The organism is Bradyrhizobium sp. C-145, assembly GCF_023375135.1.
Lineage (GTDB): Bacteria > Pseudomonadota > Alphaproteobacteria > Rhizobiales > Xanthobacteraceae > Bradyrhizobium > Bradyrhizobium zhanjiangense.
Map to the genome: position 1 here is coordinate 4833102 of NZ_CP088150.1, position 13623 is coordinate 4846724.

Genomic DNA, 13623 nt, shown 5'->3' on the forward strand with positions numbered 1-13623 from the left:
ATCGGCCTTTACTTTTTCGCGTAGCTCACGCCCATGCCGGCGCGGACGTCGCTTTGAATGCCATAGGGCGGGATCGGATAGCGCAGGCCGTTCTTAGCCAGCGCCTTCATGCCCTCAATCGCCTTCGCAAGATGCGAGGGCTTCAAGGCCATCAGCATCTCCTCGTCCGGCACGCCGCCATAGCGCCGTTCGGCATAGCATGGCAAGGACAGGCTGGGCTCGCCGGACTTGAGCGCCCGTCCCCAGGAATCCGCGCAGGCGGTCTCCCCGACCACGCCCCATTCGAACTTCCTGTAGCCGGTATATTGCAGCCCGTTGATCAGGATGATCATCTGCCCGGGCGTCGCATAGACGAGGCAGATGTCGGGCGGATCGAGCCGGCCGCTCGCCAGCGGACTGACGGCGAGCGCCTGATACTGCCCGAACGGCACCACGTCCAGCGCCTCCTGGCGCTTGCGCGCATCTTCCGCCGTGCCGTGCCACACGCCGACGTAATTTTCGCCGGCGAGCCATTTTTCATCCTGCGGCGCAAGGCCGATCACCGCGCGGCATTGCGCGCCCACGAGATCGTCGGCCGTGATGCCGACGGTCCATCCCAGACGCGCGGCCATGCTGACGATCTGATCGGTGGTGTGGATCGCGTTCGGCCGCCGGATTTTTGGGATCGCCTCCATGTCCGCGGCACGCGCGAACAGTTTCATGCCGATCACCGTCGTCTTCAGCCGCAGCAGGCTGTTGAGATCGGCGACGAGGCCGGCAAGATCGATCCTGTCCGCACTCTGCTGTTGCATGGCGTCCTCCGAGCCGGCGATCGCGCGCCGTCTGTTCTTGTTCTACGGCTCTCGTTCTAGTCCTTGGCGGGCCCCGGAAGCAACTCGCCGGTCCTGCCCATCAGGCGGTAGGCCACGAGGCCGATCCACTCGCGCACGGCGACGTCGGTTCGGCCAAGGCCGTCCGCACCCATATTGGTGAAGGAGAAGAGATCGTCACGCCCGCCCATTCGCCAGTCCACCGGATAGGCTTCGACGTCAAATCCGGCCTTGCGGAAGATTCCCATCGAGCGCGGCATGTGAAAGGCCGACGTCACCAGGAGCCAGCGTTCGCCCGGCTTCGGTGACACCAATTGCTTGGTGAAGATGGCATTCTCCCAGGTGTTGCGGGAGTCCCGCTCGAGGATCAGGCGTTCCTTCGCAATGCCGGCATTCTCCAGGACTGGCGCGGAATAATCAGCTTCCCTCGCGTTGGTCGAGACCAGGTTCGACGTGCCCCCGGTGAAGACGATGCGCGCATTGGGATAGCGGCGGGCAAGCTCGGCCGGCGCAAATAGACGATCGGCCGCGTGGGCGACGACCGGCGTGCGATGCGCCGCCGACAGATCGGTGTCGACGGAGCCACCGAGCACGATGATGCCGTCGGGCGCACCGCGCGACGGATCCCAGGGCGCAAAGCGCGACTCCAGCGGATAGATCAGGAGATTGCCGAGCGGCGAGAACACCGCCAGAGCCAGCAGAACCAGCGTCGTCACGGCAAGCTTGCGGCCGAGCGCGGCAAAGCGCGTCGCCATCAGCACGACAGACAGGATTCCGAGCTCGGCCAGGAGATTGATCGGCAGCAGCGCGACGCCGAGGGTCTTGGAAAGAGCGAAAAACAGGGGAGCCTCGCTGAAATGATCGTGCCTGTCATGCGCGGGCTTGACCGGCCCGGCCTTCTTCAGAAATCTTCTTGAAAGAGGATCGATCGTCGGGTCAAGCCCGCGGCCGATGAAACCAACCGGACGCGGCAAATGACCCATCATCACCTGCATTCCAGCCCCGAAACCTGTCATTGGGGCTTCTTCGAAGCCGCGCTCAAGCCCGTCCTCACCATCGCCAGCGGCGATGAGGTGACGGTCGACACCATCAGCGGCGGTCCGGACATGCTGCCCGACCGCAACAAGTTTCACATTCCGCCGGAGATGTTCGAGGTTCACGCCAAAAACGAGCGCATGCTGCCCGGCCACATCCTCACCGGCCCCATCGCGGTCGAAGGCGCCGAGCCCGGCGACGTGCTCGCGGTCGAGATCCTCGACGTCCAGCTCCGGCAGGATTGGGGCTGGAACATGATCAAGCCGCTGTCCGGCACCCTGCCCGACGATTTCCACGAGACGCGTATCCTGAATATTCCGCTCGACCGGTCGCGGATGGTCGGCCGCATGCCATGGGGCCTGGACCTGCCGCTCAAACCGTTCTTTGGCGTGATGGGCGTGTCGCCGCCACCTAACTGGGGCCGCATCTCCTCGCTGATCCCGCGTGCGATGGGCGGCAATCTCGACAACAAGGAGTTAGGTGCGGGTGCGACGCTCTATTTGCCGGTGTTCGTGCCGGGCGCATTGTTCTCCTGTGGCGACGGCCACGGCGTGCAAGGCGACGGCGAGGTCTGCGTCACCGCGATCGAGACTGCACTCCGGGGCCGCTTCCGCCTGACGCTGCGCAAGGACCTCAAGTTCGACTATCCCCGCGCCGAGACGGCGACGCACTACATGACCATGGCGATGGACCCCGACCTCGACCAGTGCGCGGTGCGCGCGCTGCGCGACATGATCGCGCTGCTCGGCGAGACGCGAAACTTGTCGCGCGAGGACGCCTATACGCTGTGCAGCCTGGCCGCCGATTTGCGGGTGACCCAGACCGTCAATGGCGCCAAGGGCATCCATTGCATGATCGAAAAGGCGATCGTGCACGGCTGAGCCGGCCACCCTTCCCTGACGTGTCGATGCATCCCGCCGCCCGGCCGTTCGGGCGGCGCGCCGCGCCATGCCCGAACTTCTCCAGCGATTCCAATGGGCTGATGCACCGGCATGGCCCGGATTTGACTTCCACCCCTGGACCTAAATAGAGTCTTAATCGTTACTTTTATGTACCCGAGTAAGAGGCTAGCGTTCGGGCCATGGCCACCGAAAAAGCCGAGACTGACCGTATTCCCGTAACCTTGGCGCTCTCGACCATCACCTATCTGGAGAAACTGGTGAGACAGGGCACCCACGGCACCAGCGTCCCCGGCGTCGCACGTACCTTGATCGAGGAAGGCATCCGTCTCGCCATCAAGGACGGGCTTTTGTCGATCCGCGACAATGGCAGGACGTGAACGCGCGCCGGACGTGAGGCGGACCGATCTCGAGAGGCGGATGGCCGACATCTCGCAACCTGGGACCGTTACACATGCCTGCTGTTTCCCCGACTGCTTCACAGACTGCTTCACAGACTTGGACCGACGAACGCATTGAACTCTTGAAGCGGTATTTCGAGGCCGGCCTCTCCTGCCGCGAGATCGCCGCCGACATCGGCGTCAGCCGCAACGCCGTGATCGGCAAGCTGTCCCGATTGAATCTGACGCGGGGCCGGACGGCCGACGAGCGCAAGGTTCACGACAGGGGCTTTGCGCCGGCGCGCGCACCGAGGGCCGTGCCGCGGCTGCAATATGAGATGCTCGCCACGATCTACGGCGAGACCGACGCGCCTGTGATCACAGGGCCGATCGATGAGGCCAACCGCTGCTCGCTGCTGGAGCTTTCCGAGAACCGGTGCCGCTGGCCGATCTCGACGCCGGGTGAAGACGATTTCTGCTTTTGCGGCAATGCTGCACCCGACGGCCAGTCCTACTGCGCCGGCCACAGCCGCCTCGCCTACCGGCCGAACTCGCGCAGCCGCGCCATGCGCGGCTGAAGCCGCGGGATCTCTTGAGCATGAAATGTGTGTAGCCGCGGCTCGGTCACCTCTCACGCTTGCGGGAGAGGTCGGCGCGAAGCGCCGGGTGAGGGCTGTCTCCTCTTGGGGATTGTCCCATTGCGGAAACACCCTCTCCCCAACCCTCTCCCGCAAGCGGGAGAGGGAGTGCACCTCCGGTGTTGCAGCGATCAAGCCTCATCTCAATCATGCTCTAGAAAACGAAAAACCTCCGGCGGGGCATCACCGGAGGTTCTTGGAGGCTTAGCGTGAAGCTAAGAGCCGCAACTTTCGTAATCGGCTGAGAGTTATATAGCTTAGTAACTCAAGTAAGTAAATAAGTCTGAGGGCGATCGAATCGCATGGCTTGCCTTCATCGATTGCGTGGATAGATGCCGGATTTCCGAATCGTAACAAAAGCCCCGGCGGTTTCCCGCCGGGGCTGCTTCATGTCCGAAGACCGCGCTTACCAGTTGCGCTGGGCGCGCAGCAGCAGGCTGTAGGTGTCCTGGTCCTTCAGCTCATATGTTGCCGCGGGCTTGGCGACGCTCGTCAGTGCTCCGGTCGTGATCGCGCCCGAATACTTCTGGTCGAGATGGCTGTAGGTGAAGTCGGCCGAGAAGGTCAGGTTCTTCACCGGCGTCCAGCGGGTGATGACGCCGACCTGGCCGATGTTGAAGTCCGGGTTGCAGGTGCCGGTCAGGGTCGCGAACGCGGCGCTGCCGCAGATCAGGCCCTTCGCCGTGCCGCTGTAGTTGACCGCAGCCCACGCGCCGTAGAGCGCCGTGTTCCAGTACGGGCTCCAGTTGTGGGTGTAGGCACCACGGAAGCCATAGGTCTTGGTCAGCTCGAGGTTGCCGCCGGGGCCGAACACCGCGTCAGACACGCCGGCGAAGCCGATGCTCTGATATGCCGCATTCGAGCTGCCGAACATCGAGTAGCTGGTCGCAGCCAGCGACTGGAAGTTGTAGCGGCTCGCGCCTTCGGTGTAGACGCCCGACACGTTGATCACGTCGCCTGCGCCGGTCGGAATGTTCTTGATCGACAGAGCGAGCTGGACGGCCCAGCCCCATTTGTCTTCCGGATGACCGGTGACTTCAGTGGCGCCGTAGTAGCCGACGTGATTGTCGTGCGCGGCGACCGACGCCTGGAACAGGCCCCAGGCCTGGTCGACACGGACGACGCCGACGATGTCGGGCGACCGGGTGCCACCGATGTCGTTCGATCCGTAGGCGCCGCCGAGGACGCCGGTGGTGCTCATGCCGGCCGTGTTCCAGATGTTGGTCGTGAAGAACTGAGTCTGGTCCTGCGCCGAGATCGTCGCCGTCACGCCCTGGCCGAAATCAGCCGTGTAGGTGAACTGGGCGACGCCATTGGTCGAGCCGCTGCCGCCGACCAGCTGGTCGAAGTTGTTGCCGGGATAGTTGATCCAGGGCGCGTCGAACTGCGAGACGGACTTACCCATGGTGAAGCCGGCGAACTGGATGAAGGCGTAGTAGACGCCGAGCGATCCGCCCGAGATGCCGCCGTCCGTCGGGTTGATGGTGGACGAGCCAGCCGTCGTGGCACTGTAGCCGGTCGCACCTGTGGCAGAGCCGGTGCCGACATAGCTGCCGGTCGTCCAGGTGAAGACCGCATCGAAATAGGTGCGGACCACGCCGTACTCGGTCGCGGTGCGCGTATCGATGTTGAGATCCTCACGAGCACGCATCGAGTAGTAGTTCGTCAGGCGGTTGTTCGCCGCGAAGACGCCGTTGTACTGGGCGCTGTAGTTGCCGCCCGCGTTGAGCGCGACTTCGGCACGCAAATAGCCGCCCAGCTTGATGCAGGTGTCGCTGCCCGGGATGTAGTAGAAACCCGCGCCGTAGAGCGAACAGATCTTCACGTATTCGACCGCCTTGGCCTTGACCGGAAGATCGGCCGCCTGGGCTCCACCTACGGCGATCAGACCCGCCGCAGTGCCGAGCAAAAGGCTCTTCACTACTTTCATTTAAAACCTCCAAGTTGCTCATTTTACGGAGACTGGACCGTGAGGCCCCCCAGGTCCCCGCCTCTTCAATCCGCTCGGCCGCTTCGCGCTTTCGGACGCACCCGCTTGCAACGCGAGGGACGTGAGCGAACCACCTGCAACGGGACGATCGAGTACCCCCCACCGTCGCCAGCCAATATGCCTACGCTGTTCCGCTAATCAAAATAGTTTATTTAGTCAGCTTTATTGTTTCACTAAACCTGTGCCCCGCGCGCAACACCAGGGTGAGCCAAATCTGCTGAGCTGATCATCTTTGTAGTTTTAGTGACGAAATTACCCTGCTCTGCACTTGCGTCAGGGCAGGCTTGCGTGGACTATGGCCCTCCATGAACACCGGCCTGAAGAATCAGTTCACGGGAGTGACGCTGTGTCCGCAACGAGGAAAGAGGGTGCGCGCCTGCGCTCCATCGGAAATCTGGATATCATCAGGCGCTTCACCTGGGAGATATCGTCGATCAACATGTATCTGGAGGAGCTGCGTCAGTTCTGGGCGAGGACGCTCGGCATCAGCGGCCCGCAATGGCTGATCCTGATGGCCATCTCCGACCTCGACAAGGACGACGGCATCCCGGTCAACGTCGTCTCCAAGCTCCTCCACGTCGATCCCTCGTTCGTCACCACCCAGTCCAAGCTGCTCGAGAAGAAGGGCCTGTTGCGCCGTCGCCCCTCGCCGACCGACGCTCGGGTGGTGCGACTGTCCCTGACCGAGAAGACGCAGAAGCACCTGGCGAGCCTCAACGAGCAGTACAAGACCATCAAGGAATTTGTCTTCCAGGAGTTCGACGAGCACGAGCTCACCGAATTCACCGCCAAGCTCGCAATGCTGAAGTCCCGCCTCGAGAAGGCCTGCGTCCGCCTCACCCTCGATTTCTGACGCGCGCTTTAGATCAGATCCGCCCGGCCGCGCCGAGCCGCGATTCGAGCCAGTCGAAGATGTATTCGTTGGCAAGGCTGGGATTGTCCGCATGCGCCTGCGCCGCGCCGGTCTCCGCCGCAGTGAACACCTTCAGCATCACGTCCGAGCTTCCGAGCCGAGATTTCTGGACGAGCTGACGGGCCCGATCGGCCTTGAGCCAGCCGTCCTCGCCGAGCGTGATCAGCACCGGGCAGTCGGCGCTGGAAGCCATCAGCGGGGCATGCGGCACCGGCACGATGCTGACGTCGCTCATGGCGAATCGGCTGGCGAAGAAAGCCCGCTCGTGCAGATCCCACAGCCCGCCGTCGCAGACGGCGGCGGCAAGCCGCGGCTCCTGCAATACCGCGCGCGCGACGAAGGAAGAGCCCCAGCCGTCCGCAACGATCGCGACGCGCCCGAAATCGACGTCGCTGCGCATCTCCAGATAGTCCATGACGCAGGGAATCGAGCTCTCGAGATCCCGGCGTCGCAGCAGCTCGTCGAGAAAATCGTCGCGCTGGTCGCCGAAGAGGTCCAGTGCCAGCATCGAGAATCCGCGCTCGCGCGCATGCGGCGCGAGCTTGAACAGAAACTCCTCCTTGCGGTGGCCGGGCTCGCCAATGCAGATCACGGTCGGCGCCCGCCCCCTTCCCGACGACGCAGGCAGGAAGTAGCCCTGCAGCGCATGTCCGTCGATCCAGGGGATGGTCACGACCTCGCCCGCCGGGCCGCGCGCCGACAAATAGCGGCGGGCGCACTCCTGCATCGCGAGCACTGCGACCCAGCGGCGCTCGTCGGCCGGGTCGAGCGGCATCGCCGCTGCACCATAGTAGTTCGTCGCACGCAGCCAGTTGCGCTGTGCCGTCGCCAAATGGCCTTCCGCGAAGGCGGCTTCGGCACGCTGCCGGTTGGCCTGCGCCAGCTTCTTCCACTCGCGATGCCAGGATTGATCGTTGCCCCGCTTCAGCTGCCGCGCAATCATCAGGCATTCGGCGATCGTGGCGCCGCCCTCCTGGGCCGCGGTGAGCAGCCGCGTGAATTCAGCGGAGATGTCCTCTCTCTCCGGGCAAAGGGTCCAGTCGTCGGAGAGGCATGCGGGTATCATCGGGAGCTACGCTCTGTCGTCGCGTTACCCCTGATTGACTAGACTATTTTGGTTGGCCAACCAAGCTGGCGTGCGTCAAATGAGACCCATTCAAGATCACCATCGCTTGAACGCACGGACGCGTCGCATGCGTGACATTCGAATTCGGCATGAGGCGCTGAACACTGGCAAGAGGTGGCACGCATTATCACCGGCGCACCTCTTGCCATGACGATTATCATACCTACATTCGCGCGCCTCTTGGGCGGTCAGCCAAGCCGCCAGCCGACCTCCTGCGTAAAACTTTCGTAGAAGGCGCGGTCGTAGGCCTGCTCCGGCGTGGCGCGCACGCGCTCGTCGAGGCGCTTGGCGTCCTCGCCGACGAGAATGCGCCAACGCTCCGCCTTGACCCCATCGAGAATGATCTTCGCGGCCTCTGCCGCCGTCGTCGGCGCATCCTCCAGGAAGCTGCGGGCGCGCTCGGCAAACGCCGCCTGGATGTCATCGTCCGACATCTTGTCGGCATCCGGCACGCCGGCCGCGACCATGCGCTTGCGGGTCAGCGCGACCTCGTCGGCGTTGAGTCGGTCCGAGCCGTCACTGCTCTGCACCTTGCGCGAATTGGAGACGATCGAGGTGCCGATGTGACCGGGCATCACCACCGAGCATTTGACGTGTGGCGCGTGCAGGCGGAGGTCGTCGATCAGCGCTTCGGTAAATCCCTTCACCGCGAACTTGGCCGAGCTGTAGGCGGTGTGCGCCTGGTTCATGCCGATCGAGGCCCAGAAGCCGTTGACGCTCGCGGTGTTGACGATGTGGGCCTCGTCGGCGGCGACCAGCATCGGCAGGAAGGTGCGCACACCGAGATAGACGCCGCCCCAGCAGATGTTGAAGGTTCGCTCCCACTGCTCGCGCGTGTTGGTGAACAAGCTGCCGCCGCCGCCGATGCCGGCATTGTTGAACAACAGATGGATCTTGTCCGTCTTCTGCTGCTCGGCGAGCTCGTCGCGAAAGCGCCTCAGATGATCCTCGATCGCGACGTCGGCGACATGCGTCGTGACGCGCAGGCCCTGCGGCAGCTTCTCGACCTCGCAGAGCCGCTTGGTCTCGGCCATCGCCGCTTCCGAGACGTCGCACATCGCGACGTTGCAGCCTTCGGCCACGAGCTGCCGCGCCAGCTCGCGCCCCATTCCCGTGCCACCGCCGGTGATGACCGCGATCTTTCCTGCAAAATCCTTCATGGGACTTCGGTCCCTCCCCTTGTCGGTATGTTTCTTCGTCACAGCGTCGCTCACCGCAACGCGCGCAAAACTGTAGCAGCGCCGCATCCGCAGGTAAAAGCGGCGTCCAGCCAGGTCCGACATCAGTTATTTCGGCGGACGGACTATTCCGCCGCGTCGACGCGCGGCTGGCTCAGCGCGTCGGGCGCGCCTCGCGAAAGGCCGCCGCGTGGCGCTGGTCCCACAATCGGGAGATGACTGCCCCGTTCCCGTATTTGTCCGGCTTCGGGTTAGGGGGAATTTTTTTACAGTCCGAATCGCCAAATTGGCGTGGACGCTGGGGCGATTCGGCTAGGCCAGCGTGTTGCGTGCGTGTCACAGGCTCTGGCACTCCGCTTGCATCCTCTTCGTGGTCAGAAACAACCGATGAGGTGACAGGAATGTTCGTGACCGTCGTTGCCGTGCTTTGCCGGCTAAGCGCAGTCAGCTCAGGCAGTTGCGTCGAGGAAATCGTGACCGACAGCAACATGACGCCCGAGATGTCGATGATGCAATGCGCGATCGGCGCACAGGCCCCCTTGGCGAAATGGATGGGCGAGCATCCGATCTATCACGCCAATTGGCGCCTCGAGCGCTACAAATGCGTGCCGGGCCACTACGAGATCAAGGGCCACGCGTAGGCCCGTAGAATTACGACGTCGAGGAAACGCCCCGGAGGCGCGCCCATTCTCCCTCCGCATGGGCTCGATAGCGCCACCTCATTCGGCCGCCGCGCTCTGTGACAATGATCACGCCCTTCCTTTAAGCTACCGCGCGCAAAATGAGCGCACGCGCACGTCGCCCCTCCGGCGTCGGCATCAGCGCATAATTGTGCGGTTGGTCACGGAGCAGGTGCAGCTCGACCGCCACACCCACCGCTCTCGCCCGCTCCACAAGATCGACACTGTCGGGATACAGAAGGTCGCGCGTGCCCGAAAAGATCGTCATCGGCGCGAGCGCGCGGAACGCGCCGTTGAGCGGGCTGACGAAGGGATGACCGACATCGAGCTCGCCGGCATAGAGCCGTCCCGCCTCGACGATCCCCGGAATGTCCTGAATGGGATCGCGGGCGGCAAGCGCGACCTGCTCCGGACGGCTGACCGTGGCATCGGCCGCGGGCGAGATCAGCACCAGCCGGGCCGGCTGCCGGTGCCCGCGATCGCGCAGCCACTGGCAGGCGGCGAGCGCAAGACCCGCGCCGGCGGAATTGCCGACCACCGTGACCTTTGCGGACCCCGCGTCTTCCAGCAGCATGCGCAACAGCTCGGCCGTCGCCGGCACGATCTCCTTCGCGGTCGCGCGCGGCGCCAGCGGATAGATCGGCACGACGCAAACGACGCGCGCCTTCCGTGTCATCTCGCCAATGAAGCGCCAATGCGCCGGCACGATCTCGTTGATGAAGCCACCGCCATGCAGGAACATGACGTGATTGCAGCCCTCATGGCCCGACGACGGCACGGTGTAATACACGGGCCAGCCGCCCATCTTGGTCAACGTCACCTCGACGCCGCGGCCCAGTCCCGTCGGCTCATATGAGGCCGGCTGTAATGCGAGCTTCTGAACATGCGCCTGCACGGCTTCGGCTGAGGCGAGCTGCTGCTTGAACAGAAGCTGCCGCAGCAGCGCATTGAAGCAACGGCTCTGCAAGCTCGGTGCGGGATCGCCGCGGCGCAAGGCACCGAAGTCAGGGCAAAACTGCAGGGACGACAACATCTTTGCGACGCTCATGGCCACTTCTCTCCGCCTGGCTTGATCTCTCAGGGCGACAAAGACGCTTGCCGACCCGCCGCCACTTGCGGCTATAATGCGAGCATTCGCTCGCTTTTCCTACTCGCATTCGGATTCGACACCATGGCGCGCAAACCGCCGACAAAACCCCGGAAAAATGCCTCGCAAGCGCGATCCCGCGCCACCGTCGACGCACTTGTCGAGGCAACCGCTCGCATTATGGTCCGCGAAGGCTTTGAGAAGGCGAGCACGAACCGCATCGCCGAGGTCGCCGGCGTCAGCGTCGGTTCGCTCTATCAGTATTTTCCGAGCAAGGAGGCGCTCGTCGCCGCCGTGATCGACCGTCACAACGAGGAGATCATGGGCCTCGTCCGCGCCGCACTGTCCGAAGTCGCCGACCTGCCGATCGAAAATGCCGTGCGAAAACTCGTCACCGTCGCGATCGAAGCCCACCGCATCGACCCGAAACTGCACCGCGTCCTCGCCGAGCAGATCCCGCGCACCGGCCAGCTCAAAGACGTCGAAGCCTTCAACCGCGAGGTCCACGCTCTCGTGCGCGCCTATCTCGAAAGCCGCCGCATGGAGATGCGCAAGATCGACCCGGCCCTAGCGACGTTCATCTGCGTCAGCGCGATCGAGGCGGTCGCGCACAACACCGTGCTGAACCAGGCCGAGATGCTGTCGGAGAAAATGGTGCGGACGCTGGTGGACGAGACGACGCGGATGGTGGTGGGATATTTGCGACCAACCGCTTAGCAGTCGATATTGCAAGCGCTCATTGCTAGAGCGTCGACAAGTCCCAGAAGGTTATTGATCTCGACCTTGCCCGACTGGGAGTTCTGGCAGCTAACGCAAATTGCGAAGCTCGAGCAGTTTCGAGATCGAAGGACTACACTGTTGGAGTAAAAGCCAAGCAGTGGCTGCTGAACGCGGCAATCTCGTGCCTCGGGTTGCAGATCTACGGCCGTGATGCGCCGCAGCGAGACAATTGCTTGCTGCGCTGCGCTAAGCACTCTCGGAACTACGCATATAACGATCGGTATGCATTCACCTTTGTCTGCACGAGAATGCGTGTGCAGGAACACAGGCCGATGAGTTGCATTGTCCGTCAGTTTCATGCGTGAGGCCGATCATGCAAGTTCTTTGTAGAATGATCGCGATTGCAACAATCCCAGCTTGGATGGCGATCTACTCGACTCCTGCTGTCGCGCAAACCTTCGATGATAGGTGGTTCATCATTCCAAAAGCTCAGGCGGAGCCAGCCCCTGAAGGGCTTGACCAGACAAAGAAGGACGAAACGCAGACGCCACCTTCGACCCCACAGCAAGCGCAACCTCTGACTCCGGAAGAGCCCTCGAAAGATCGTTTAGGAGCCCAATCTTCTAATCGAGTCTTTTCCGGCAAAGCCTCCTACTATTCTTATTTCAAAGGCAAGACAGCGAGCGGTTCATCGTTTGATCGTAATCGGCTAACAGCGGCGCACCGCCGCCTGCCTTTCGGCACCAAGTTGCGCGTCACTCACGGCAGCCGAAGCGTCATCGTCACAGTCAATGACCGCGGTCCGTTCGTCCGCAGTCGTGTCCTCGACCTTTCGCTGGCTGCTGCGCGCAGCTTGGGGATTACGGATCGTGGCGTGGCTCAGATTCGTGCCGAGGTGTTGTGAACACACACCGGCGCCGAAGCGAAATTGCCTGCAATTAAAAGAACTCCGACGCTACTGCGTGCTCCTGTTTTGCCCGACGCGTCAAATCGCTTCGGAAAACCGTTATTACCCAAATGACATCGCTACTGTGCATGGGGCTGGTGAGCGCGCATCCGCCGCCGGCGGGAGCAGGCTCCCACCGACGGTCAATCCACCCGACAGATGTTGAGAAAAATGGTCGGAGCGAGAGGATTTGAACCTCCGCCCCCAGTCTCCCAGGCGCAAGCAGACCTTTGTTCCGCTAAGGAAAATTCAGGAAACTACTGAGCTGGTTCTGACTGAACCGACACGACTTTTCATTGGGGTTGTTCATTGGGGTTGTAGACCAGTCGCGGTAGGCCGCTGCGGAGCGCATAGCTGTACGGCTATCTGATCGAACGCGATGGCCTGCTATTTTATCCAGGAGGCAACCGTCCACTGTGCGGGTTCTACACTGCAAATGCTTAAAGCACGCTGGTTGAAAAAGGTGGGGAGTCGATACGAGCTGACTCCGGAAGCTCTGCAGCAATTGCGCTGATCATAAGATCGGCGCGAGCTTGGAGCGATTCGCGATGCGCCTTCTCATCTTGAGGAGGAACGTCGAGGTCACTGACTGCATTGAGCTGAGCGCGGCTTCAAGCAGCCGCCTCCACCCTTAGGAGCGAACGGTGTCCAGATCACCGGTGTCGAAGGACGAGCTCGAGCGAATTGCGCTGCAGGAGATCCGAAGTTTTCCAGGCACAGAGAAGGTCGTGTCCATCGAAGTTGAGTTCGGGCCCGATCACCGACCCGGCACCTCAGAGTGGAAGCTACATGTCGTCGCGCAGGAAGGCTGCGACCTTGCACGCATTCAATACGCAGCAAAGACCACAAGCGACCGGCTCAAACGTCGCTATGAGATCCTTTTAAACTAATTTCCGATTGCTCTGCATCAAGCCCGAGTGGAACGGCCCCCGCCGTGGGGCTTTTGGGCGTCGAGAAAGGCCGGGGCCGCTTGGAGGTTGCTTGGAGTTCTCGCTGCTGGCCAGCTGCATCGGTGAGAGCGATCGCGGGGACCTAGCGGGTCCGCCGCCGTTTTACCAGCCAGTACACGCCGTATCCAATCGCGAGAATAGGAAGGCCGGCACCTGCGATCGGTCCGGGGGCTCCACTGACATGACCAGGCTTATTCTGGCCGGGCGCGTTGGGACAATTCCCATTGCCGTTGCAAGCCGAGGCAGGTGGCACGGTCGTCATCGCAAGAGCC

At 62.7% G+C, this 13623-nt stretch carries 14 protein-coding genes; 8 read left to right on the forward strand and 6 right to left on the reverse strand.

The genetic code is table 11. The annotated features are described in order from the left end of the window. Window positions 1-8 precede the first annotated feature (8 nt). Entirely contained in the window at window positions 9-791 is a 783-nt protein-coding gene (locus tag LRP30_RS22570) for a DUF169 domain-containing protein (protein WP_128946720.1), read from the reverse strand. Window positions 792-847: 56 nt separating this feature from the next. Beyond that, window positions 848-1615 (reverse strand): YdcF family protein, encoded by a 768-nt coding sequence (locus tag LRP30_RS22575; protein ID WP_249761813.1) that lies wholly within the window; start codon window positions 1613-1615, stop codon window positions 848-850. 168 nt (window positions 1616-1783) lie between these two features. Between LRP30_RS22575 and LRP30_RS22580 the strand changes: the two genes are divergently transcribed. The 3 genes from LRP30_RS22580 (at window position 1784) to LRP30_RS22590 (ending at window position 3701) form a co-directional block, all read left to right on the forward strand. Then, the gene (locus LRP30_RS22580) at window positions 1784-2725 is read left to right on the forward strand and encodes an acetamidase/formamidase family protein (protein WP_249756374.1); all 942 of its coding nucleotides are present in this window, start codon (window positions 1784-1786) and stop codon (window positions 2723-2725) included. Between the two features lie 200 nt (window positions 2726-2925). Further along, the gene (locus LRP30_RS22585; RefSeq protein WP_007603456.1) at window positions 2926-3123 is read left to right on the forward strand and encodes a hypothetical protein; all 198 of its coding nucleotides are present in this window, start codon (window positions 2926-2928) and stop codon (window positions 3121-3123) included. A 74-nt stretch (window positions 3124-3197) separates the two neighbouring features. Next, window positions 3198-3701, forward strand: a complete 504-nt coding sequence (locus LRP30_RS22590; RefSeq protein WP_249756375.1) for a GcrA family cell cycle regulator — start codon at window positions 3198-3200, stop codon at window positions 3699-3701. Window positions 3702-4167: 466 nt separating this feature from the next. On the opposite strand, the gene LRP30_RS22595 is transcribed toward LRP30_RS22590, so the two are convergent. Beyond that, complete coding sequence (locus LRP30_RS22595; RefSeq protein ID WP_128933386.1) at window positions 4168-5691, reverse strand: porin; 1524 nt, start codon at window positions 5689-5691, stop codon at window positions 4168-4170. Between the two features lie 406 nt (window positions 5692-6097). On the opposite strand from LRP30_RS22595, the gene LRP30_RS22600 reads away from it, so the two are divergent. Then, window positions 6098-6604, forward strand: a complete 507-nt coding sequence (locus LRP30_RS22600) for a MarR family transcriptional regulator (RefSeq protein ID WP_164935046.1) — start codon at window positions 6098-6100, stop codon at window positions 6602-6604. A 13-nt stretch (window positions 6605-6617) separates the two neighbouring features. Here LRP30_RS22600 and LRP30_RS22605 read toward each other — a convergent pair whose 3' ends face one another. Next, window positions 6618-7730 (reverse strand): alpha/beta hydrolase, encoded by a 1113-nt coding sequence (locus LRP30_RS22605; protein ID WP_128941823.1) that lies wholly within the window; start codon window positions 7728-7730, stop codon window positions 6618-6620. Window positions 7731-7978: 248 nt separating this feature from the next. Continuing rightward, entirely contained in the window at window positions 7979-8950 is a 972-nt protein-coding gene (locus LRP30_RS22610) for an SDR family NAD(P)-dependent oxidoreductase (protein ID WP_249756376.1), read from the reverse strand. 419 nt (window positions 8951-9369) lie between these two features. Here LRP30_RS22610 and LRP30_RS22615 point away from each other — a divergent pair, with 419 nt between their 5' ends. Then, the gene (locus LRP30_RS22615) at window positions 9370-9609 is read left to right on the forward strand and encodes a hypothetical protein (protein WP_128933382.1); all 240 of its coding nucleotides are present in this window, start codon (window positions 9370-9372) and stop codon (window positions 9607-9609) included. A gap of 121 nt (window positions 9610-9730) precedes the next feature. On the opposite strand, the gene LRP30_RS22620 is transcribed toward LRP30_RS22615, so the two are convergent. Further along, window positions 9731-10696, reverse strand: coding sequence for an alpha/beta hydrolase fold domain-containing protein (locus tag LRP30_RS22620; protein WP_249756377.1), 966 nt, complete (start codon window positions 10694-10696; stop codon window positions 9731-9733). A gap of 123 nt (window positions 10697-10819) precedes the next feature. Here LRP30_RS22620 and LRP30_RS22625 point away from each other — a divergent pair, with 123 nt between their 5' ends. The 3 genes from LRP30_RS22625 (at window position 10820) to LRP30_RS22635 (ending at window position 13291) form a co-directional block, all read left to right on the forward strand. Then, window positions 10820-11452 (forward strand): TetR/AcrR family transcriptional regulator, encoded by a 633-nt coding sequence (locus tag LRP30_RS22625; RefSeq protein ID WP_128946716.1) that lies wholly within the window; start codon window positions 10820-10822, stop codon window positions 11450-11452. 394 nt (window positions 11453-11846) lie between these two features. After that, window positions 11847-12359 (forward strand): septal ring lytic transglycosylase RlpA family protein, encoded by a 513-nt coding sequence (locus LRP30_RS22630; RefSeq protein WP_245508733.1) that lies wholly within the window; start codon window positions 11847-11849, stop codon window positions 12357-12359. Between the two features lie 686 nt (window positions 12360-13045). Further along, on the forward strand, window positions 13046-13291 hold the full coding sequence (locus LRP30_RS22635) for a hypothetical protein (RefSeq protein ID WP_128933377.1): 246 nt from the start codon (window positions 13046-13048) through the stop codon (window positions 13289-13291). The last annotated feature ends 332 nt before the right edge of the window (window positions 13292-13623 follow it).